We start from the raw sequence: 21,421 nt of genomic DNA on the forward strand, positions 1-21,421 counted from the left end.
ACTTATGTTTTTTAACGCTTGAAAGTTACCGTAATATAAATTTAAATCCCGAACTTTAATTTTAACATCAGACAGCATCTCTTATCCTCCAATGCTGCATTAATCTCAACATGATTTAGACTTCTCACAACTCCTCTAACTTTTAGCTTCAGCTCACTTACTTTTTCATATGATTTATTATATTAATTTTTTATTGAGTTTATATTATGGCAGAATTAAATTTTTCTTAACATAAACTGTTCAATTATTAAGTTCCCGCCTTTAACTTTCCCAGCACTAACAAATATTACCTGATTTTTAAAGTTTAGTACATAAAAAAATTTAAAAAAGGCATTGCATGTTTACTAAATTAGTGGTATAAAAATACAATAAGCACACAACCTTCACCTTTTGCCCCCGGAGTCTTCTCCGGTTATTTTTTTATGTATACAAAAAAGCCTGCCTGAAGCAGGCCTGAACAATTTTCTTAAAATTCCCCTCTAAACTCAAACACCTTTTTCCCGGATACCGCCCTGTCTTCAATATAATTAGCAATTTCTTCTAACATGTACAAAAAATAATAATTGTAAAGTCGTGTAAACTTCTCAACAATTTCATGATACCCTTCTACCGGCCACCGCTCCCCTTTCTCATCCATTTCCGTATTTTCTAAATAAAGCCGGTTAAACTCATCCTTTAGTTTGGCAAACTCTTTTTGCTCCAGGTACTGCCGAATGAGCGGAACATCTTCAACCTTTAGCCGCAGTATTTCATAACCACCTTTATTTTCGTACTCACCAATCCCGAGCTTCTTCGGAACCCGGTAAAGTTCCGGATCCTGAAGCCCAGCTACATACTTCCAGACCGTCTCATCTTCACAGTAAACGAATTTACCCACCGGCAGCCCTCCCGCAAAATTAAGTTCATTATATTATTTCTCCTTCTCCTGTTTTTTTCCTGCTAATCAGGTATAAACAAAAGAAGGATTTTGTCAAATTTTGTTCAATAATATATTTAGCAATATTTTCTTCTTCTACCATTAATGTTTAAGCAGGAGGTTCACCTTTGCTATACGACCTTGATATCACCGATTTTTTAAAAAAACTTTCCTATCTTCAGAGCTATGAAAAACAACTTTTGGAACGTTTTTGCAGTTACGCTCGCCAGTTAAAACAAAATTTAAAGCCAATTAGACCCTACACCACTTCGGCCATTTCCATCGTTGCCTCCGATGGTGGAGATAACCGGATATATTTCAACCCTGCGGTCTATGAGTTTGTCCGGGTTGCCTGCTCCATCTGGGATAAACCTTACTTTGATGTTTTTTCCTCCAGTGCCGGAGTTGAGCAATTTATTGCCCGAACCAAACCCGGAGAGTACGAATTTGGTCCGTTAAGAAGATTGTGTCAGGATTTAGGACTGGAAGTTACTGAACTTTCCCATCTTTTTACAAAGTTCAACAACCCCCGGCAATTTACCCTTTTAATGCGTGCCTATCGCGAAATAATCGAATGGGCCGTACTTTATGATCTTTTAAATATTGAAAAACCTTTTCCTTTAAAGCAAGTAATTTTCATTCGTGATGGCCTCTTACGTTCTTTTGTTTTTAAGTGGGAAGTCTTTGCTAAACTCGATGATTTATTTAGAAAGAAAATTTCCAAATTAAAAAACCTGGGGATCGAGGCTTCTATTGTAGGCATTGCCAAACGAAGTGCAGTTCTAAGCCGGTTAGCAGTAGCCCTGGCCCTGGAGGAAACTTTTTTCCGTGAAGGTTCCTGGTACGTAGAAGTACCCCGGGAAATAGAAAAAGCCTGTTACGAGGGAATTGAAAGTTACATAACCACCAGAGAAGACCTGATAGCCATTTCTAATACTACTGCCTACCAGGCAATGGGTAAACTTTTTTTAGTAAAATTTGGTCCAGAAAAATATTCGCCGGTCTGGCCAGTAGACATTGCCGTCTGGCAAAAGGACGCAGCCGATAAAATATTAGGAAAGTTAATTTACGATGCCCGTCAGGGTTTTCCCATTCCCGACTACCCGCGGTCAGTACAGGAAGCTCATGAAAAAGCCAAAATTTCCAAAATTGAAATGATCGTTTTACAGGACGAAATTACAAGGCATTACGCCAGTGCATTTAATAAAGGTAACGGAGAAAAATTAGAGCGGTTTAAATACCTTGGTGAAAAGTTAAATACCTTCTTTAAGGGGGAATAAAATGCTTTTTGAACCAAACAAAGTAATCGGTATTTTCAAAGGTTTTACCGAAAAAGGTCTTGAATTTGCCGCAGAATTAGTTTTACCTTACAACGCTTCCATGATTGAACGCCCGCAATTAGGTCAGTTTATCTTAATTGAACTGGGCTCGGAAATAGAAGCTGCCCTGGGGCGCATTACCAAATTTATCCCCACCGGGCTCTTAACTACTCCCGAAGGGGAAGAATATTTTAACGCTTTAGGCCGACGGTCCGAACCCATTCCCGAAGATTTAAAAGAACAAAAACTTCGCTACCGGGTATATGTAAAGCTTTTAGGTGCAGTAAAAATTGATGATAACGGAAAAATCGTTTATGTCCCATCCCAGCGCAGACTTCCCCATTTAGGCTCAAAAGTAGCCTGGCCCAGTGATGAAGTGTTGAGGGAAATTTGCAGTTTAAACCAGGGCAACACCGAAATCGGTCACTATGTTCTGGGAGAGTTTGTTTATTGCGGCAGTAAAGAAGAACCAGATAATCCTATCTTCCGCTCTTTGGACCCCAAGCTTCCTATAAGCTTTGATATAAAGAACCTTATTGCCCGCAGGACTTTAGTCTTTGCCCGGGCCGGCTATGGAAAATCAAATCTTATGAAACTTTTACTTTCTGAACTTTACCGCAAAACCCCTACCACCGAAAAAGGTTTAAAAGTTGGTACTCTGGTTTTTGATGCCGATGGTGAGTATTTCTGGCCAGACCAGGTTAAAAATAGGCCGGGGCTTTGTAACGTTCCCCATCTGGTAGAAAAAATAGTTATCTTCACCAACCGGCCTGCTCCCAATGAATATTACCAAAAATTCATTGCCGGACCGGTTACCCTTAATGTAGCTGAATTTCGTCCACAGGATGTAATCCACCTTTGTATTCCACCGGAAAAGCAAACCAATCAAAACGTGGTAAAACTTCGTTCTTTAAGCCAGAGTTCCTGGGAACAAATGGTAGAATTAATTCATAAAGCCAGTTTGCAGGCCCCCGACGAAAAAATTGCCGAACTTTTAGGATACAGTCCTGAACAGGCAAACGTCTACCAAGCCGAAATATCCGCCGCTAAAAGTAACATGTTTAATATCATAAAAACTCTGCACCATGACCCCGACAGTAATTTAACCGAAGGGGTTAAAAAAGCTCTATCCGAAGGCGCCCTGGTAATAGTGGACATAAGCCTTTTAAGTTCCTCGGCCAGTGAAAAACTGGCAGGGCTTTTACTCAAAAAAATCTTCGACCACAACCAGGAGAACTTCACCAGCGGCCAGCCCATCATCCCGGCCATAGTAGTATTGGAAGAAGCCCAATCGGTCCTGGGAAAGAATCTCGACGATAGCAGTCCCTTTGTAGAATGGGTTAAAGAAGGCCGGAAATACGACCTTGGTGCGATCTTAATTACCCAGCAGCCCGGCTCCATAGCTCCGGAAATCCTAAGTCAGGCAGACAACTGGTTTGTCTTCCACCTACTATCGGAAAACGATGCTCAAACTTTAAACCGTTTTAATTCCCATTTCAGTGATGATATTTTGGCCCATTTAATTGGCGAACCCATTCAGGGCAACTGCTATATGTGGAGTGCTCCCCGGCAGCCTTTTGTGCTCCCGGTCAGGGTTAAAAACTTTGAAAAGCTCTACTCCGCCTCCTGCCAGACTCCCTTTGATAATACTTTAGTTGAAACAGTTATTAAAGCCACACAGGAAAAAACGCGGAAAAAGTTAATCGCTATTTATAACATTCTTTTACAAAACAAAACCAGATATCGTTATGACCAGAATACCGTTTCCTTGAGGGCCGATATTTTTTATCACCAAATTGTCGAAGCCTTTAAAAATCGTGGTATTAACGAAATCCCTTCATACGATAAAATTTTAGATTATTTAAGGCGGATTTTTGGTAATTCTGAAGTTTACCGGGATAAAAACAGCGACAATCAGGATATCTTTAAAATAAACCTTAACGCCTGGAATAAAAAAATAGAAAAAAAGCAGTAAAAAAGCCCCAGATTAATATTAGGGCCGAAGACTTTTTTAACCTCATTTTAATAAAAAAAATAACATTGGTTATCGGCTTTTCAATAAAACTTTTGCTGTTTTAAAACTATTTTTTTCCAATTTCAATACCTAAAACTTTACACCCTTTTTTAACTATCCAAATCCTCTCAGGTCTTTTTTCATTTCTAATTTCATAGCTTAAGTCGGATCCAAAAAATACTCAAATGTCATTAAAGTTAAAGCGCCAAAAATTCGGTACTTCTTCAGGAGAGCCTATTTTAAAGTTTTATCATCAACACCAGAATTAAGTAAATTTCTAATATAACAGAAAATTCCAATTTAGAAATTCAAAAAATTAGCACCAAAAATCCTCAACGTTATATTAAATATTAAGTTATACCATTTTTTGTTTTGGTAAGTTGGATCCATTCTGCATTTTTTACATTAGTTTCATCCTTATTTTTCCAGTACATCTCATAGTGATTCTTAGTAAAACTCATTTTGGGAGCCTTAGAAACAAGGCTTCCAGAAATATGCAAAAACCATAGCAACTTCTAATTTCCATTTACCCTGAATATTCGCAAGGAAATTCAAACTTCCTTTTTTAATAATAAAATTCATCCAGGTTAGAATTTAAATATTCAACAGCAGCTTCTTTCTGTCTTTCACTTTTTGCGTTAGTATCTACCACAAAACTAACCGTCCAGCCTTGTCGTGAAATAATTCCCACAATTTCTCCTCTTTTTAAAATAAAGCCTTCTCTTTTAGGTAAGTCTGGATTTAAATAGTTGGTTCGGCAGGTGCGAACAAATGGAACTTTTTTTATGATTTTGTTCATTATTCTTATAACCAGCTCCCGGTCAGGCCAGTTATGGTCCTGCAGTTTTTCCACAAAAACTTTGGACTTTTCGGGAATAATCGGCGGCAGATACTCTTGCCGGATAGTTTGCCAGCGAGATTTCAGGGTTTCATGAAATATTTGGCCTGCCGTTGAAAGTTCTATATAAGTTTTGCCCTCGATTACTTCTCTATTAATTAATGGCTCAATTTTTTCATCAAGTTCCTCATATTTTACCTCTTCCAGTTCTATTAAATCCTTTGCCCCGTTATCCAAAACCGTAAATAAATAATTGTATTTCAGCCACAAATCCTGATCCAGAGAAAAAGGCAGTGGCGGAAAACTTATGATTTCTGAAAATTGCTCATGTTTGTAGTAAACATTTACCCCCAGCGCTTGGCCAAGCATTACCGCCACAGCAATCTGCGCTTTATAACCACCTGTGGCATTGATAAGGCAATTTTCGCTGCCATACTCCCTTAGTACTCTGGCCATCTGTTTAATTAAATTTCTTAACCCTTCTCTTCTAAAACGTTTGGGTTCCTTGTCCAGTAAGCCCTCTATCACTACTAAATTTACCTGGATACCCTTCCCATGGTAAAATCTTTCCAGGATTTTACCGACCTTTTCGCCATCGGGTGTATCGGAAATCAGAAAATGGAGCCGGAAATTTTCCCCAATTATACCTCTATATCTCAATTCAAAGATAGAATTTATCTCTGCCCCGCAATTTCGGTCGCTTTCCGGAAAGCTGGCCAAGATATCGGCAACCCTGGCATAATCATTTTTCTCAAGAGCGTCCAAAGCAACTTCGCGTAAAACCGCATTTTCAAAGCGATTAAAATTTCCCAGAAGGCTTGTTCCAACTGTACAAAGGACGTTTTTCATTCTCTTTCCTGCCTTCCTTTTATTTTTTGTAGCTATTTAATTTGTTTTTTTGATAAAAATTTACAAACTCTTTTAAATGCTCGCTTAAACGATTTTTAAACTTTTCAGCACTTATATCTTTTCCGGTATATTGACAGTGAGCCAATTCATTTCTAAAAATACTAACTTTATTTAAGAGTTTATATGCTTTCACTAAAGCTTCCTCAGATAAGATTTTATAAACAAAATCCCTGTATTGTTTTACTTCATCATTCCACTTGTCCTCAGGTATTTCAAGTGCAATCGTAGTTGCAATTTTCCCCTGCAATTCACGACTATTTTGATCTTTTTCATCAAAGCCATTTAATAAACAAAGTGCAGTTATAATATTTTCTCTTAAAAAAGTATATCCCTGCATAACCAAATCATGTTCTAAACACCAAGCAGTTATATGATTAATATTCTCAACCACATCCTCTGTAAAGTTTTTAAAATTCTCCTTGATTTTATTTATGATGGGATAAAACGGCTTTAATTCTGGTATTTCATCATAAGCCGCATTTTCCAGCATTTCTTTTAAACTTTCCACTATTCCAGGTTTGTGGTTCAATATTACCCTTTGCCCATTTGCTTCTATGGTTCTTGTTTCTCCCGCTAAGTCTAATGCTCTACAAGTTGCAATACTTAATGAAAATTTATTAATTTCTCTTGCAATTTTCTGCAGCAAATTATTGTTTCTTTTTACTTCAGGACTTTCAATTGACTTAAAACCTTTTTGAGCTAAAGCAGCAATTCGACCAGCATTCCCAGAATTAAGAAAGCTATCTGCAGCCAAAACCCAATCAGAAATTTCAAGAAAATAATTTAAACTTATTACAGGAGCTACTCTGTCATTTACATCAGGATATTTTTCTTCTACTTCACGAACCGGGCCCAGTACTTCAAAGGCTCCATAATAAACACCTAAAATATTAACGTTTTTTAAAAGTCTCGTATAATTTAAAATTATCCCTGTTAAAAAAGGTAAACTTCTAAAGCTGTGGGTCAAATCAAAAACCAAGTTATCATTTTCTTCAACTTCATTGTATATTTTAGAAAAAATTTTTATTATCTCATTTTCAAATAACCCAGAAGGTACCATAACATTCCGAAATTTAAATTTTGGATTTCTTTGCTGGTATTCATTAAACACTTCAACTAACCCAGGATAACCTTCTCCTTTTAACCAATTTTTTTCAAAAGCTTCATCGGTAGTAAAAATTACTGCTTCAATTTCATAAGAAAATTTTTTCGTCAATAATTCGACTAAAGCCATTTGAATAAAATAACTCGGACTTGAAATCTCCTCTTCAAATTTATAACGACAAGGAATATATTTATTTGTCCCAAGAAAGGAAATTAATTTTACTCTCATCAAGCACCCTACTCCCCTAAATCTGAATCTGAAATTTATCCTCTTAACATAAATACAAAAGTTATACAAGAACTATTTAACCTCATAAACTTTCATAAGCCTTTTTATACTTTCCACCATCTCCCGCCGTAATTCTCGCGGTTCAATTACCTCCACCGACGAACCAAAGGAACGAAGCCAAAAAAGTAAATCGCTTACCCCCGTAACTTTATCTTCCCAAAGTAAGCTTCCATCTTCCAGAAATTTTAACCCCCTAAAGCCCCGGGCTTTTAATTCTCTTTGGGCTTTCTCAATGACGTTAGCTTCCGGTAAAAAACGAATTTTTACCTTGACTTCTTCGCCAGCATCCATCCCCCAGCGATTTTTGAAAAAACTTTCTATTTGAAAACCTTCCGGAATTTCTGCTTTCTTTTGCTCGAATAACACACCGGTTATGCGGTCAATTCTAATAATTTCTGGCTTGTAAAATTTTTGTTCTTCAAATCCAACCAGGTACCAGAAGCCATCGTGCTTGTAATATACAAGCCCAGCAGGATTAAACACCACAGTATTGTTTTTACTTTCTTCAGAAATCGCATAGGTAATCTTAATTTTTAATTTCTCATAAACTGCAGTTTCAATCTTTTGCATTATCTCCTGTTGTTCCTGAGATATCGTCACCCCAGGAATCCTTTTGTGCGTATAAGTTTTTGCCGTTTTAGTTACCCAATCTTTTTCTTCCTTGCGTATTTTCCGGGCAAAAATTTTTAAAAGTTTTTCTCCCGTTTCCCCGGCCTCCTGAACAATCAGCGTCTTTTCTTCCGAACTAAGCTGCAATACCGGAATTTTTAAACCATACCCTTCACAAATTACAACCTCATTTTCTCCATCTTCATCAATAAATATCCCGGAAAACTCATTTAAAAATTCATGGGCAGAAACTTCATTAAGAAAACTCCTAAGCGAATCTTCAGTAACACCAAGAAGCAGAGCAGCATCCTCTAAACTTATCTCCTCCATTGCTGCATGAAAGTTTATTACTTTTATAAGTTCTTTAAACTCCCGGCTATTCATCCGCCTGCACCTCCGGGTAGAGCTCCGCCAATTTTTTTAATGTTTCCCTGTATTTTTCAATCAAGGAAGCTGGTTCAAAAATTAGGGCGTCAGCTCCAAACTGTCTTAGCCAGCTTAAAAATTCTTCAATACCACTTATGTAATCTTCAAAAATAAGATTCCCGGCCGAATCAAAATAATAATTGCAGGTGGGATGAACTATTTTTCTCACCTCTAAAATAGGCTTTACTCTATCAATAGTATTTGCCCGGTTATAAAAAAGAACTTTTACCTTCTCTTTTCGACCTGTGCCAATTCCCCAACCGGGGGCTACCATGGCTTTAACACAAGTTTCTACCTCTTTAGGAATCGGCTCTTCTAAAACTTCAAGTTGTTCAATCCGATCAACGCGAAGTTTTTTGGCTGCCTCTCTTTTTCTTATAGGCTTGGCAATTAAATACCATGCCTGATTGTTTTGGTTATACACAAGGCCAAGGGGATAGAAAAATTGTTCTTTTCCTTTATAAGTAACTTTTATTTTCTTTTCTTCAAAAAGAGCACGACTAATTTCGTTTTTAATCATTATTAAAGTTTCATCTACAAGCTCCCGGGGACCATGGTAGTACCTGATTTTTCTTCTCTCTTCAAAATATTCTTCAATATGAGTATCAATCGTATAGATAAAAGTATTGCGGTAAGCTTTTAATTTATTTAAAACCTCGCTTAAAAGAGGATTATATTGCATATAACGATATTTTCTTTCTAACTCCCTTATTACTTCATTTAACTCCTTCTTAATGCGGTGGCGATAGATAGGTAAAAATTTTTTCCCAAGTTGATAAACTTCATCTTTTTTAAGCAAAAATCCATGAGCTGCAAGCTCTTTAAAATCATTTTGCAATGTTTCATAGCTAAAGCCTATTTCCTGCTCAAATTCTTTAAACTTTTTCTCAAGTTCCTTATAAAGTTCCGGAACTTTGACTTCCCTTTTCTCAGCCACTATCGCCAGAAGCCAAAGCTGCCTTATATCATCACTGCCAAAGCGCAAATCTTTTCTTAGATAAGATGTTTTTCTTCCTCTAAAGAGATACTTCCCTCGGCGGAGAATTTCTATAGGAAATCCCTGTTTAATTAATTCTTTAATATCATTGCGAATTGTTCGCTCCGCTGATAAAGGGAAATTTAAAAGCTCGGTAATTTGCTTAGAAGTTAATTCCTGGCCTGTATGTTGCAAAAAAAGTTCTCGAATACGTGCCTGGCGCATTTGAATCTCTATGTGTTTTGCCACATTTCATCCCTCCGGTTTTTTTCTTTACCGGAGAAATTTGACAAATTATTAGAAAATCCTGCTTGCTTCCTCTTATTTTATCGCCATATAATTAAGCTTTTACCAATTCACTAAAACGTTCATCTCTGAAAATTTCTACCAATAAAACAAATGCCCCGGGAAAAGAAGGCGAAACCCGGGGCTATGAGAATTTTTAAGGTTTACAAATAAACAATTTCCCCTGGTATGTAAGGATTGTTTTCCTGCTCGCTGCGACTTCTTCGGTCAATTAGAGCAATTGTTTTTACCAAAAATCCTTGGTTCTCCAGACGTTCGGCAGTTTTTTGCACAAGGTATTGAAGGGCTGTCGTACCTCCGGTGATATTAACTACTATTTCAGCATCGAAATCAAGCAAATCTTTTAAGCTTTTCCAGACCATTTCGGTCTCGTGAAAAGATGTAAAAGGGTCGTCAACTATAAATACAGAATATCCTCCCATATACCCTGCCTTTTCCATGATATCAAGAAGCCTTTCTTTTCCTTTCTCAGAGGTTAAACAAAATAAAAAATCCGGCTTTACATGATAAAGCGCCGAATAAAGTAATCCCGGAGACATGCCCAAGGGTGAGATTAGCATTTTCATTTTTCTTTCTCCTTTCTTCAAGCTTTTCAGATTCTGAATGCAAAAAACAGTATGCTTTAAAAAAGAGTCGGCTCCGCTTCTCCCCCGTCATACTTCCCGATTAACAGGGGGGAGTTTGGGTCATGTTTTTCGTAATTTTTTTTCCCCGCTTCATAGCTTCCCGCATAACAGTATTTACACCCGTGCAGGCAGGTATCGTAAACGCCTACATCTTTACTGACCACACAACCGCATTCCTGCCGCTGGCTTTTATCCTTTAAGTGGAGTTTTTCGGGTAAAGTAAGAGAAAATACTTTTTCAATATAATCCGCATCAATGCATTTGCCTGGCATGATGCCTGCCGCAGGAAGATAGGCTATATTTTCAGCGCAGCTCTGGATTTCTAAGCCCAATTTTTTTGCTTCTTCAGCCATAAAATAGGCAAAACTCTTTATTATCACTTCCGGGGGCTGATAAATCTCTATTCCTTCTTCTTTCAGCTTCTTAAAGTTTATGGTAGCTTTACGGTACTCATCCACAAAACTTATCACTACACGGGTGGTAAAATCTTTTAATTCATTTAAAATATACGAAAACTTCTCCCGGTGATAGTCACTGCTGTGAACATTGCTGAAAATTACCGGGTCATACCGCCAGATGACTTTTTCTTTGCCGATTTTTTCTGAAAGCTTTTTAAAAGTTTTTATTCGCTTTTCTACGGACGGTAAAAAGGGCTCCATTTCCGGGCCGTAGCCATTTAAAGTATATTGAAAATAAAAGCGATAGCCTCTATCCTGCAGCTCATCAAGGTATTTCATAAAAGGAGCAGGGTTTTTGGTCCAGAAAACAATAGCTGTAACATCTTCGGGGCGAAGAGAAATTTTGCTCATTTGTTTAGCATTATAAGGATTTTTAAAAATAAAATACCCTTCCCTTATTCTATTCATAAACCATTCGCCGTAAAAAGCCGGAATATCAGTCCGGCGGCTGGCGCTGATAATCTGCATTAGAATCATACTCCTTTTTTAATAGTTTATCATCGAACTTTTGTTCTGGTCAATTAGAGATTTTGCTTAACCATTTTTCCGCAAAACTAAACTGCAGTATTCACATTTTATCGCGGAATTAAGCGATTACTTCCATCTAAAACTTTTAGTACTTCAATTCCATCCAGCACAACTTAGAAAACCATCAAGAACCCATAAAAAATGCCCTGGAAAACTTTTAAATCCAGAGCATTGATTTCCCGCACCGTTACCGTTATAATTTCCCAGCAATCCGGTCAGCGGGTTGACACCTTTGGCCATTTCCAGCCGGATTCTGGTCATAGTATCAAGGAGAGTCTGGACCGATACAATCCCTTTAAACAGCTGGTTTCTGGTAACAATAATATAATCGTAAAGCTTGAGTCTATTCCGGTTCACGGCAATCTGGGAGACTATTTCAATGGGAGTATCTTCCTCGACCACCAGAGGAGAAGTATCCATTATCGCTGTTATCGGGCGCTCGAAATACAGAGGTACCCCATACTGCCTCCCCAGGTAGCGATCAAGACGGTAGCGCATCAACAATCCCACCGGTTTTTCCACTTCAACCACCATTTTTTTTACTTCCCGCACCAAACAGTCTTTGCGGACAATTTCGGCGTTTTCCGTAATTTCTCCAACCGTAAAGGCATGCTTCCAGCCATTGTGGCGTCGGCTGGAAACATGCCGCAGTACCTTCTGCTCCAAACTTTTATCCAGGTTGGCTTTCGGATAGACAAACAGTACTAATAAATGCCTCAGTACTGTCGAACTCCGGTACGAAAATGACAGCCGAGGACCAAGAAAAAGAGAACGCCGCTTAACAAAAGACCCTATATCTTACGGAACTTTCTTCGTCAATATATTTATACTCCGGTGGGCATTGATTTCTAATAGTCAGTTCGTTTCAACTATTTACGTTTTCTCATCTTTTTCCATATATCTTGAAAGTTTTCTACGAACTTTATACCAAAAGCATTTATTATATTCATAATAATTTTTATAATCATCACATTTATTAATATAATGATTATCCATTTTAAGGTGTAAACCATTCCATTATTCATCATTATTCATCCTTTAATTTTTTATGGAATATAAGATGTGCCAAACTTAATATAGCCTTTTACATTGACTGAGTTAATCAGAATGCCACCTATGCCCTTAATACCAAAATAACATCCAACAATATAATCATAGTCCATTTGTAAATATGAATTGCTCTTTGAAGGATTAACACAAGTATTTGTTAATTTGCTTATTTTATCTATTTGCCACCAGTAAAGAGAAGGGGGGACGCTACTTCGATATTCGCCCCGTATGCAGCTGTCCAATATTTTGTTGTACCACTCTTATAATATTTCCCGGTGGCAGAATACTTCATAATTAATGAGAAGGTGATTTGGGCATTATAGCTTACAGTTGCAGTACCGGTAGTAGCGGTAGTAGCCTGAGTAGTGATATCATTAGTATTATTGCTATTTTTTACATTAGTACCATTATCAGCACATACAATTATTGTCTTAGGCAGTTTTTTAGCCTCTTGAATAACCATTTCAAGGTTTCGCACTGTTACATCTCTAATAACTGGTATATCTGTTTTTTTGACAGCACTTGGATCTAAACCGTATTTTTCAAAAATATCATTCATATTATCTTTTGTGATTACAGTATCTGGATTAAATGTTATTTATTGTTGAACGGAATCTGTAGTAGTAGTGGTTGACGCAAAGGAAATATTAGTTCAATTTTCAGCTTCACCCCCAATATCGGTTGGTGTGATATTTTGTGATTTTTAAAGATATCGGGGGCAGTCGCTCACGACGATTCATCGTCGCCTCTTTCGTCAAAAATTTTGATTTACACCTTTCAATCCCAGAAAAAAGCACGAATAGCAGGTTGATTAATAATGAGCCCCGGTCATTCCAAGTTGTGGCTGTTGTTCTTGGGTCTATTTTTTATCAATACGCATTTGCTCCAAAAGCAATATTTATAAAAAATAAAACCAAACCCCGGTTTTTCCCGGGGTTATTAAAATTTCATTGGTGGAATATGTTCTGGTCGTTCAACTACATAATATGGCCCGCTAAATCCTTTCCCTGCTACATCAATTACAATATATTTTCCAACACTAATTTTTCTATAATTTTTTGAAACTCTCATGTCATCCATTAATTCATGATTTGGTTGAAGGTTATTTATTTCTAATTTTACATATTCCAGTTGTCCTCTCATTGCAGTTAATAAAACTATTGTATGTTTACTTCCTTCTACTTTATAATCACGAACATAACCATAATAATCGTCAGGGTTATTTAATCCTCTTGGTCCTGCAAATGCATCAATAGTTAATTGTTCTTGCGGGGTAAGATTTTTCTCTTTACCTTTTATTAATTTTATCAATTCCTGTTCATTGTTTACTTTAACAATTTTTATGTTTGGTAACGGATATGGTGGATTTTTTAAGAATGCAACTTTTACATCAGGTTTATCAACAACTATTTCTTCGTTTTTATTTTGTTCTTGCCCGTTTCCGTTATTTTGCACATTATTTTGTTTAATTTGATTTTGCACATTATTAACGACTTGACCCACATTATCTTTCACCGCATTTTTAATTTTTTCCGCCTGGCAACCGCACCCGCTGGCGGTTAAGGTTAAAACTAACACTCCCACTAAAAGTAAAACTAATTTTAGATTACCCATAACTACCGAACTCCTAAAATTTTGTTAAAACTGTTACTCAATTTGCCAAACCGCTGAAGATACTTGAGTTTCACCAGCATAAAAGATGGCTTATTCTCCCCAATCCTTTGTTTTCCTGCTTTACTTTTTAATCCATTAAGAATTTAATCCATTAAGAATTTTTTACCTCCACACACCCAAAGCCCTTGTAAATACTTTTTATCAAAAAAGAAAAACAAGCGGTCATCGGCCGGAAGACGGCCGAAACCTAAATCGGTTCTCCTAATTTTTCAGCTTTTAAACGCTTTTTCAACCTCCCCTTAATCTCCTTTCGAAGCGGGTAGATACGGGATAAGCCTTGCTGCCAGATTTTCTATGGGCAGGGATTGCAGCCATACCTTGCCCGGCCCCTTCAACGTAGCAAGAAACAATCCTTCACCGCCAAACAGAACATTGGTAAACCCTTTTACCATTTCAATCTCAAAGGTAACAGTAGGCTCAAACATCGCTACATGGCCCTGGTCCACCTTTAAAATATCATTACTTCCCAGTTCATATTCGACTACTGCTCCATCGATTTCAACAAAGCAAAGACCCGGGCCTGTTACTTTCTCCAGAATAAAACCTTCTCCGCCAAAAAGACCGCTCCCAATTTTCTTTCTAAAGAAAATTTCCAATTTAACACTGCTTTCTCCGCATAAAAAAGCTTTTTTTTGGCAGATGATCGACTGGCCTGCCTTTAGCTCCAACGGAATAATTTTTCCGGGAAATGACGAAGCAAAAGCAATTTCCCCGCTATCCCTAGTGCAGGTATAAGTGGTCATAAAAAGCGTTTCTCCCGCCAGCTTACGGGCAATCCCTTTCAGTAAGCCCCCTTCCATATTGGTTTGCATTTCAAAACCCTCAGACATCCACGCCATGCCACCAGCCTGCGTAAAAACCTTTTCTCCCTTTCCCAGGGTTAAAATTACGACCGGCAAAGTCTCCCCCACAATTTTAAAATTCATAGATACACCACCCTTATATTATTTAAAATCTCCCGTATAATTTTTTAAAATTATTTTCCTCTAAACTTACCAAAGGGCTCGGTCAAGTTCGTAAATTACATAACGGCGAGTAAACATACGGCATTTGACAACCATCGTTTCACCATCTTTTTCGTAAAATATTCCAGACCCCAGTCGATCCTTAAATTTCCAACCATACTTTGAAAGTCGTTCATTGAGAAGAGATTCATTATATTCACTTTTAGCGATATATTTTGAGCCGTCAGACGAAATAAGGGCTATTCTTTCCCCAAAAAATTCAAGGCGTGCTACGCCAAATAAGACTGGAATTGGGTTTCCTTCCTGGAATAAGTAGAAGATTTTAATATTTAGAGTAACAATTAACAAAATTAGCAAGGTAACTAAAATCAAAATTATCTTTCTTTTAGCTTTTATTCGGTTAGACCGCACTGATAACATTTCCCCTTCTTACCCCTATGTAATTATTAATGGCTATGGCTTTTGCTTAACATCTGTAATAAGCCATTTCGTTCCACGCCTTTCAATCGTAAGAGTTATCCCCATCCGCAATTCTTCTCCAGGCACACTCGTTATCTCAACAACATCCCCTTCAAAGATAAACTTATTTTTATTTACCCTTTTCATATTTTTATATTCAATTCGGTCCGGCCAGGGACTGGAAACTTTTCTTCCTAAAGTTAATTAATTTCAAATTCACAGGTTACTACAGCTGTAATTTCTTTTTCTATTGAAGATGTATCAAATATCCCCATATCAGAAACATCAGTGGAATATGGTGCTGTTATTTGAAAAACCCCCATTTTCGATGACCTCAATTTTCCAACTTTTACTCCTGTAAACTTTGCAATCTGTTCCGCCCTTTGCATAGCATCCTTTGTGGCAAGCCCTAACATCCCCGCAAAGATCTCATCTCATTATCCTTAATTTGACTAAAATAACACCACTTTTTGTTAATAATTCATTTTGCCACTTATAACCTATTTTTCATAAACATTAACCATGTTGGACGGGTTGAAGTTGTCATTAATATTTAAATTCTTCATCCCCCGTATCGTTAGGCAGAACAATATAATACACAACACCATAATCCCACTTCCCCACCCTCACCGAAAGGTCGTCAGCGCCAGGTAGTACACTTTACACCTTAAGCGGTACGCATGTACTCTGTGAACCGTACACCTTTACCGCATTAGTAGCCTTGCAATCTCAAAGCCATCTTAAAAAGCGGTCGACTTCACCCTTCGACCTAAGGGGACGCTCTCAACGACTCTTCCGGCTACGCCTAAAAAACATTATAATTCTTCCACCAATTCGTTAGCCCAGTTAGCTAACTGGATAGAAGCATCTAATTCGCGATATCTTTTGGCATATTCATCAGCACGACTACGCCATACAGCAACGTCTATCGTCGGTATAAATTTTATTTCCGACTTTGTTATTCGCCATTCACGTGCGCCAACTGCCGCATCAGCTACTTCTTTAGCCGTCTCATGCAATAGTTTAAGCATATCACGTTCTACAATTGCTTCCATCAACGTTCTTCCATCAGGTAGCCTTACGGCTATATTTGTTTTGTTAATGGCAGTAGTTATTTTCTGCAATTTTTCTACAAGCATCAGTATTTTTTCCATCAACTGTTCCGGATTTTCTGCAGGTGCATCGCCTTCTTGAACTCTTGCATCGTGACACGCACGCGCACGTAAAGCAGCAATTTCTTCTTTTATCCGTTTTCGTTCTAATAATGCTTCCGCAAGTTTCATTTTATCTCCCAACTTGGGCAATCATCTCCCAAATCGGGAATATTCCCTCCTTTCTAACCCGGATTTGTTTTTACCTTGCGAAGATAATATCACCGCCGACACACAGCGCCAATCCAAATCTAAGTTTCATTTTCTCCATCCCTCGGATTGTGTGCACTTCAAAGCCAAAAGAAACGTCTAATCGGTTGTTCACTCGTTCTACGCTGGTACTTTTTTTGTCAACAGCGGATTTAAATTGACCCATTTTCAAAGTTTTTAAATTGACCTAACCTGGCTTTTTTTAAATTAGCTTTGATATGTGAGTTACTGTAGAGACCGGTTTTTAACCTGTCCTTTTTCATCGATACTAGGCTGGAAGGTAAGGTTAAATTGGGTTAGAGTCTTTTTATACGGAAGTCGGGCGAGTTGTAACCTTTTTAGGTATGGGGCTTTCTTTCAGGAATGCCCTCTGCTCTGAGGTATTTTCTAACCGTATTTCTGGAATGACCTGTTTCTCGTGCGATTGCACAAATACTCTTGCCTCTTGCTTTTAATTCATGTAACATGATAATAGATCCACTCCCGAGCATTTATTTCCCTCCGATCCTTTGCTGTGGTCTCAGAGGGATATTTCGCCAGGGGGTGGGTCATTTCCTTTTCGTTGCTCCCGGGGCAATTATACACCGGCGGTGACATAAGGTGTTTTTGCTTGCATTTAGTCCCCCAAACACTACGCCGAATAATAATAATTTTCTGCATTTGTTTTACAATTCCTTGTTATTTGCGACAAATACTTTTTGACATAATTCGCATATTTCGACACTTAATCCCCTTTTACCCCTTTTTAACAGCAAAACTTCTCAATTCCGCTATCCGCAAAATAAAGTACCCCCAATATCTCTCCTTTTATAATCTAACATGAGCTGCCAGAAAAACTTTTTCCATAAAAAAGACCCCAAAGATTTTCTCTTTGAGGCCGCAACTTTAACACCTAAAACTCTTCGCTATTTTTTATTTTACCTCCGCACACCCAAAGCCCATGCTGTTTTTCTCCCCAAAGCCCACATCGTAGCCAAAAGCAATAAGCTCTGCTGAACCTTCCACCGTAAAAGGAGCTAAATAGCCTAAGATTTTTTGATCCCGGTAGTGGATAAGCTTTGTTCCTTTATTTTTTTGTAAATATTCCTCGTCAAAAAAGAAAAACAGGCGGTCATCAACCGGCAAACGACCATAATAGGTTGCAAATTTACGCAAAAGATTTTGCCGGATTTTTTCCGAAAAAAGCTCCGGCTCCTCGGTATACCTAATGTAATATGGTTTCGTATAGCCTTCTTTAAGAGTGCTAACCACTATTGGAGACAAACAAACAAAAGTCTGGCCAGGCTTTATTTCGGGATTTTCTCTAATAAAAGCACCTTTTACCGTAAACTCTTCCCGGCCAATTATAAATTTATGGTCTTTAAATAAGCCATTTAAAAGATGAAGCAAAAACTCATAAAGGGGGGAACTAATCTTTAAAGAACATTCCCCAATTATCCAGAAACCATCCGGTGCTAACTTTTTCCTCTTGGCTAATATCTGGGAAAAAGTAAAAAATTTAAAACGCCTCTCCCCAAAACCTTCGTCATGAAGCTTTCGGGCAAATTCCGGTGATGATTTGGCAATAGTTTCATAAATTGCTGAGGTAATTTGGTACTGGTAATTAAACGGTAAAAAGACCGCTTTCTCCCGCGGTTTTAAAAGTACCTCTATGCGCATAATTTTCCTCCCATCCAAAAATTGTTCGATTAAAGGGCTCGAAGGTTAATTCTTCGAGCCCTAATCTAAAATCCTTAATTTAATCCATCCCGTGGGATATAAAGGCTTCCCTTTCTCCACCACTATTTTTCGGGTTTTAGGGAAAGGAAAGTTTTCCCGGTATTTTATCTTGGCCCAGTTAATTACTTCCTTTAACTCCTCTTCCGGAAGGGCTTCTTTTAAAGTCTTACTGTTAAAGCCAGTTCCCCAGCCTAACTGCAAAATTATTCCGTCATTGCTATCCTGAATAAGTTTCTGGTAAAACTTTTTAAGCTCTTCAAGACCAATTTCCTCATAAAATTTTAGTTCATTTTGTAAAAATTGCCGCTGAACCTCTTTGGCCCTCTCCTGCCAGTTATTAAAAAATGCTTTATTCACCAGAGGAAAGTTATCATCGTTAAGATACTTTTCCTCTACCTTAAAACTTCCCTGAAGCTTAACTCCCGGTTTAAAACCAATGAAAAAGCTGCTGGTAGCCTGCTCCAAATCTGCTGTAGATTGCTCTCCAGGTAGAACTTTCCACCGGTAACCACTGGTCGTAAGGCTTAACACCTTTACCTGATAAAGCCCTAAACTTTCCTCCCCCAGGGGCAGGCTGTCACCTACCTTAAGAGCACGGAAAAGAGAGTAATTAGGGGTTCCGGTTAAAGCCATTTCCGCTGCTTCGCTTAGTTTCTCTTTCTTGATCCTTGGATTTTGCAGCCTTTCTTTAATTTTTTGGTTAAAAGTTTCTTTTATTTCGGGTAAATTTATTTTATAGATTAACGTCCTAAGAGAACCTTTCAAAGAACTTCCGGGTAAATAAAAACCCTGCCCTTCAGCTACAGGGGCTAAAACTTCCGCTTTGCGAATTTTCAGGTCCATTAAAGTTTTCCTTGAACTGGAAAATTTAAAACGTGGAAATTCTCTGGCCCAGGGATATGACTCTCCCAGAAAAAATCCCGGTCTTTTAACCTTATCCAAAAAATCGTTTAACACAAACCTTGGCGAGGTAAATACCCGCTCCATATCGGCAACCACAAATTTTTCTTCTTCTAACGAAATTAAATATTCCAGGGGAGGATATTTTTGACCGGAACCAACAAAGAGCGGAGATAAAACCTCAATTTCGTATGTTGCCACTTATATCCCCCCTTTCCAAGGAAGGGTAAAGGCATAACCGTACCGGTATACCGGATGCTCGGTAAAGTATTTGGGAGTAACATCTACCAAACGTCCCACTGGCTTAAAGCCAAAGACTGAACCCGGTCCAAAGAAACGTACCGATTTTTTTCTTACCCCCCGGTCAAAACTGCTAAACACATATCCCCCTGACTCAACTAGGGTGTAGGCTTTTACCCCATCTGCAATCTTAAGTAATTCATCTTCCTTAGGATAATAATTTGAAAGTAAAAACCTATATTCTCCTTGAAGCGGCCAAGAAAAATCTTCCCGAAACTCTATGGAAAACTGGCCAAAGCCGTAGGTCCTCTCTCCTCCCAGTCCTTCATCCGCCAGAACTCTTAAAGCTGTTTCAAATTTTGTTTTCCACTCCGGTGCTATTTCATAGAGGAAATATAGATAAATATTTTCCGCAAAGGTTATACCCGTGCAGTAATAAATGTTGGAACTGGAAGTAATCCGGTCTAAGGCTACCCGAGGAATCTCCCGGCTTTGGTGCCAGTACTCCTGCTTTACCGGAAGATATGCTTTCTGAACAACATACCCTTCTCCCGGCCCTTCGCCTTTAGCAATTTTTTCTAAGCTTTCTACGGGTAAGTATTCTATTTTTTTTGCAGTTTTTACATCCGTAAAATAAGGAGTTAAATCCAAAGTCAAAGGCTTAGGAACAAAATAATATACTTTTTCCCCGGTAACTTGAGCTGGAAAGAGAGAAGAAAGTTCTAAAACCGGTTTTTCCAATAAAGCTTCGAAAAAGGCCTTCGTCTCCCCAGCCCCATAATAAAGGGAATAAGCATTTAAGAGAGCCGAAAACAGCTGGTCGCTTCCCGGCAAGATTTTACTATTAGTTAGATCCCCTGTTCTCCTACCCAGATTTAGAGGGCCTTTAGGCTTAATTAGAGCTATTTTGTAGGCCATTGGCTTCTCCCCTTTACTTCAACAATTGCGGAATATTCTTCTGCATAAGCTCCTCTAAAGACCCCATTACTATCGGTTGAGCGCTAAAGTTTCCGGTCTCATATTCCTCGCGAGACTTCCAGTAAACTGCTAAATCTTTAAACATAATCTTTCCGTAACCTCGGCTGCCGGAACCTCCGAGATAGTCATCTTCTAAAAGCTTCATTGCAGTTAATACTTTAGAAAACAGCTCTTTATCTTCTTCCCGCAAAACGTTATAAACCAGTTCAAAGCAAAACTCCGCTCCCCGCGGTACTCTTTCGGTCTGCCGGGGATTAGCCGCCGAAGTAATCCGGTCAATGGAGTTTTCAAATTTAACCTCGGTCCATTCCAAATCAAGATTGGGCTTAATGTCTTTAATGCTTTCTTCATCCAAGCAGGCATCCCTGAAATAGAGGCGGGTGGGGGTAGCGTTGGAAATCACCAGCTCAGTCTGATTATCAGCAAGAGTGTATTTCCCGTGGTTTCTACCAAAGATAATACATACCGGACATTCCGGTTCATTGCAAATATGAATGCGAATTGGTTCAGCACCTTTTTTCTGTAATACCAGTTTGGTTGCACTCAAATAGCCTTCGTGATTTTCCAGTAAGCTCCGAAGTTTTCCTTTTAAACTGGATCCTGGAATATACGGTTTTCCTTCCTCATCTTTAATAACGCTATTGTCAACCCCACCAATTTCAGTATTCCCCTGGGCTCCACCTATATGAAGGCCGGTTAAAGCTTTGATTTTACCTTTAATTACAATTTTTCCTAAAAGTTTTAACTCTTCCATCCC

The 21,421-nt window shown here is 38.2% G+C and carries 21 protein-coding genes and 2 pseudogenes (1 of these 23 only partly in view); 2 read left to right on the top strand and 21 right to left on the bottom strand.

Going from position 1 to position 21,421, the window contains the following annotated elements:
• Positions 1-78: the beginning of a phosphate ABC transporter ATP-binding protein PstB gene (pstB, locus tag CHY_RS09865; protein ID WP_011345003.1), read on the bottom strand. The gene continues 684 nt to the left of window position 1, outside the view; the window shows 78 of its 762 coding nt (coding positions 1-78); it begins with the start codon at positions 76-78; its stop codon lies beyond the left edge, outside the window.
• Positions 79-466: 388 nt separating this feature from the next.
• Positions 467-877, bottom strand: a complete 411-nt coding sequence (locus tag CHY_RS09870; RefSeq protein ID WP_011345005.1) for a hypothetical protein — start codon at positions 875-877, stop codon at positions 467-469.
• 167 nt (positions 878-1,044) lie between these two features.
• Between CHY_RS09870 and CHY_RS09875 the strand changes: the two genes are divergently transcribed.
• Together CHY_RS09875 and CHY_RS09880 are read left to right on the top strand one after the other, a co-directional pair.
• Entirely contained in the window at positions 1,045-2,196 is a 1,152-nt protein-coding gene (locus tag CHY_RS09875; RefSeq protein WP_011345007.1) for a hypothetical protein, read from the top strand.
• A gap of 1 nt (position 2,197) precedes the next feature.
• Positions 2,198-4,210, top strand: coding sequence for an ATP-binding protein (locus tag CHY_RS09880; protein WP_011345008.1), 2,013 nt, complete (start codon positions 2,198-2,200; stop codon positions 4,208-4,210).
• A gap of 604 nt (positions 4,211-4,814) precedes the next feature.
• Here the strand turns inward: CHY_RS09880 and CHY_RS09885 are convergent.
• The 19 genes and pseudogenes from CHY_RS09885 to csm3 all read right to left on the bottom strand — a co-directional run bounded on the left by CHY_RS09885 (position 4,815) and on the right by csm3 (position 21,418).
• Entirely contained in the window at positions 4,815-5,936 is a 1,122-nt protein-coding gene (locus tag CHY_RS09885) for a putative CRISPR-associated protein (RefSeq protein WP_011345010.1), read from the bottom strand.
• A 19-nt stretch (positions 5,937-5,955) separates the two neighbouring features.
• Positions 5,956-7,329 carry a TIGR02221 family CRISPR-associated protein gene (csx2, locus tag CHY_RS09890; protein WP_011345011.1) on the bottom strand — a complete coding sequence of 458 codons (1,374 nt, stop codon included), beginning with the start codon at positions 7,327-7,329 and terminating at the stop codon, positions 5,956-5,958.
• Between the two features lie 72 nt (positions 7,330-7,401).
• Positions 7,402-8,382 carry a helix-turn-helix transcriptional regulator gene (locus CHY_RS09895; RefSeq protein WP_011345012.1) on the bottom strand — a complete coding sequence of 327 codons (981 nt, stop codon included), beginning with the start codon at positions 8,380-8,382 and terminating at the stop codon, positions 7,402-7,404.
• Positions 8,375-9,649, bottom strand: a complete 1,275-nt coding sequence (locus CHY_RS09900) for a WYL domain-containing transcriptional regulator (protein WP_041537747.1) — start codon at positions 9,647-9,649, stop codon at positions 8,375-8,377. The genes CHY_RS09895 and CHY_RS09900 overlap by 8 nt, the downstream gene beginning before the upstream one ends.
• Positions 9,650-9,849: 200 nt before the next feature.
• Positions 9,850-10,272: a hypothetical protein gene (locus tag CHY_RS09905; protein WP_011345014.1), complete on the bottom strand. Its 423-nt coding sequence runs from the start codon at positions 10,270-10,272 to the stop codon at positions 9,850-9,852.
• A gap of 56 nt (positions 10,273-10,328) precedes the next feature.
• The gene (locus tag CHY_RS09910; protein WP_011345015.1) at positions 10,329-11,258 is read right to left on the bottom strand and encodes a DUF1848 domain-containing protein; all 930 of its coding nucleotides are present in this window, start codon (positions 11,256-11,258) and stop codon (positions 10,329-10,331) included.
• Positions 11,259-11,411: 153 nt separating this feature from the next.
• Entirely contained in the window at positions 11,412-11,984 is a 573-nt protein-coding gene (locus CHY_RS09915) for a hypothetical protein (protein ID WP_011345016.1), read from the bottom strand.
• A 559-nt stretch (positions 11,985-12,543) separates the two neighbouring features.
• On the bottom strand, positions 12,544-12,927 hold the full coding sequence (locus CHY_RS09920) for a hypothetical protein (RefSeq protein ID WP_011345018.1): 384 nt from the start codon (positions 12,925-12,927) through the stop codon (positions 12,544-12,546).
• 380 nt (positions 12,928-13,307) lie between these two features.
• Entirely contained in the window at positions 13,308-13,982 is a 675-nt protein-coding gene (locus tag CHY_RS09925; RefSeq protein ID WP_011345019.1) for a hypothetical protein, read from the bottom strand.
• 299 nt (positions 13,983-14,281) lie between these two features.
• Entirely contained in the window at positions 14,282-14,968 is a 687-nt protein-coding gene (locus CHY_RS09930) for a TIGR00266 family protein (RefSeq protein WP_011345020.1), read from the bottom strand.
• A 66-nt stretch (positions 14,969-15,034) separates the two neighbouring features.
• Positions 15,035-15,427, bottom strand: a complete 393-nt coding sequence (locus tag CHY_RS09935; RefSeq protein WP_011345021.1) for a hypothetical protein — start codon at positions 15,425-15,427, stop codon at positions 15,035-15,037.
• Positions 15,428-15,460: 33 nt separating this feature from the next.
• The gene (locus tag CHY_RS13195; RefSeq protein ID WP_011345022.1) at positions 15,461-15,613 is read right to left on the bottom strand and encodes a hypothetical protein; all 153 of its coding nucleotides are present in this window, start codon (positions 15,611-15,613) and stop codon (positions 15,461-15,463) included.
• 53 nt (positions 15,614-15,666) lie between these two features.
• Positions 15,667-15,882, bottom strand: a pseudogene (locus CHY_RS09940) (SIMPL domain-containing protein); the annotation flags it as partial.
• Between the two features lie 399 nt (positions 15,883-16,281).
• On the bottom strand, positions 16,282-16,749 hold the full coding sequence (locus tag CHY_RS09945; RefSeq protein ID WP_011345024.1) for a DIP1984 family protein: 468 nt from the start codon (positions 16,747-16,749) through the stop codon (positions 16,282-16,284).
• Between the two features lie 425 nt (positions 16,750-17,174).
• A pseudogene (locus CHY_RS13200) lies at positions 17,175-17,318 on the bottom strand (IS21 family transposase); the annotation flags it as partial.
• Between the two features lie 421 nt (positions 17,319-17,739).
• On the bottom strand, positions 17,740-18,486 hold the full coding sequence (gene cas6, locus CHY_RS09950; RefSeq protein WP_011345026.1) for a CRISPR-associated endoribonuclease Cas6: 747 nt from the start codon (positions 18,484-18,486) through the stop codon (positions 17,740-17,742).
• Positions 18,487-18,546: 60 nt separating this feature from the next.
• Positions 18,547-19,647: a type III-A CRISPR-associated RAMP protein Csm5 gene (gene csm5, locus CHY_RS09955; protein ID WP_011345027.1), complete on the bottom strand. Its 1,101-nt coding sequence runs from the start codon at positions 19,645-19,647 to the stop codon at positions 18,547-18,549.
• Positions 19,648-20,604, bottom strand: coding sequence for a type III-A CRISPR-associated RAMP protein Csm4 (gene csm4, locus CHY_RS09960; RefSeq protein ID WP_011345028.1), 957 nt, complete (start codon positions 20,602-20,604; stop codon positions 19,648-19,650).
• 13 nt (positions 20,605-20,617) lie between these two features.
• Positions 20,618-21,418, bottom strand: a complete 801-nt coding sequence (gene csm3 / locus CHY_RS09965; protein WP_011345029.1) for a type III-A CRISPR-associated RAMP protein Csm3 — start codon at positions 21,416-21,418, stop codon at positions 20,618-20,620.
• Positions 21,419-21,421: the final 3 nt, after the last annotated feature.

This window comes from Carboxydothermus hydrogenoformans Z-2901 (assembly GCF_000012865.1).
Classification (GTDB): Bacteria; Bacillota; Z-2901; order Carboxydothermales; family Carboxydothermaceae; genus Carboxydothermus; species Carboxydothermus hydrogenoformans.

Bases quoted from the DNA above. Each gene is read 5' to 3' on its own strand.
- csx2 (WP_011345011.1), bottom strand. From the start codon at position 7,329: ATGAGAGTAAAATTAATTTCCTTTCTTGGGACAAATAAATATATTCCT.
- CHY_RS09895 (WP_011345012.1), bottom strand. From the start codon at position 8,382: ATGAATAGCCGGGAGTTTAAAGAACTTATAAAAGTAATAAACTTTCAT.
- CHY_RS09910 (WP_011345015.1), bottom strand. From the start codon at position 11,258: ATGCAGATTATCAGCGCCAGCCGCCGGACTGATATTCCGGCTTTTTAC.
- csm3 (WP_011345029.1), bottom strand. From the start codon at position 21,418: ATGGAAGAGTTAAAACTTTTAGGAAAAATTGTAATTAAAGGTAAAATC.
- csm4 (WP_011345028.1), bottom strand. From the start codon at position 20,604: ATGGCCTACAAAATAGCTCTAATTAAGCCTAAAGGCCCTCTAAATCTG.
- CHY_RS09885 (WP_011345010.1), bottom strand. From the start codon at position 5,936: ATGAAAAACGTCCTTTGTACAGTTGGAACAAGCCTTCTGGGAAATTTT.
- CHY_RS09930 (WP_011345020.1), bottom strand. From the start codon at position 14,968: ATGAATTTTAAAATTGTGGGGGAGACTTTGCCGGTCGTAATTTTAACC.
- CHY_RS09935 (WP_011345021.1), bottom strand. From the start codon at position 15,427: ATGTTATCAGTGCGGTCTAACCGAATAAAAGCTAAAAGAAAGATAATT.
- CHY_RS09925 (WP_011345019.1), bottom strand. From the start codon at position 13,982: ATGGGTAATCTAAAATTAGTTTTACTTTTAGTGGGAGTGTTAGTTTTA.
- CHY_RS09920 (WP_011345018.1), bottom strand. From the start codon at position 12,927: ATGAATGATATTTTTGAAAAATACGGTTTAGATCCAAGTGCTGTCAAA.
- CHY_RS13195 (WP_011345022.1), bottom strand. From the start codon at position 15,613: ATGAAAAGGGTAAATAAAAATAAGTTTATCTTTGAAGGGGATGTTGTT.
- CHY_RS09945 (WP_011345024.1), bottom strand. From the start codon at position 16,749: ATGAAACTTGCGGAAGCATTATTAGAACGAAAACGGATAAAAGAAGAA.
- CHY_RS09880 (WP_011345008.1), top strand. From the start codon at position 2,198: ATGCTTTTTGAACCAAACAAAGTAATCGGTATTTTCAAAGGTTTTACC.
- CHY_RS09905 (WP_011345014.1), bottom strand. From the start codon at position 10,272: ATGAAAATGCTAATCTCACCCTTGGGCATGTCTCCGGGATTACTTTAT.
- cas6 (WP_011345026.1), bottom strand. From the start codon at position 18,486: ATGCGCATAGAGGTACTTTTAAAACCGCGGGAGAAAGCGGTCTTTTTA.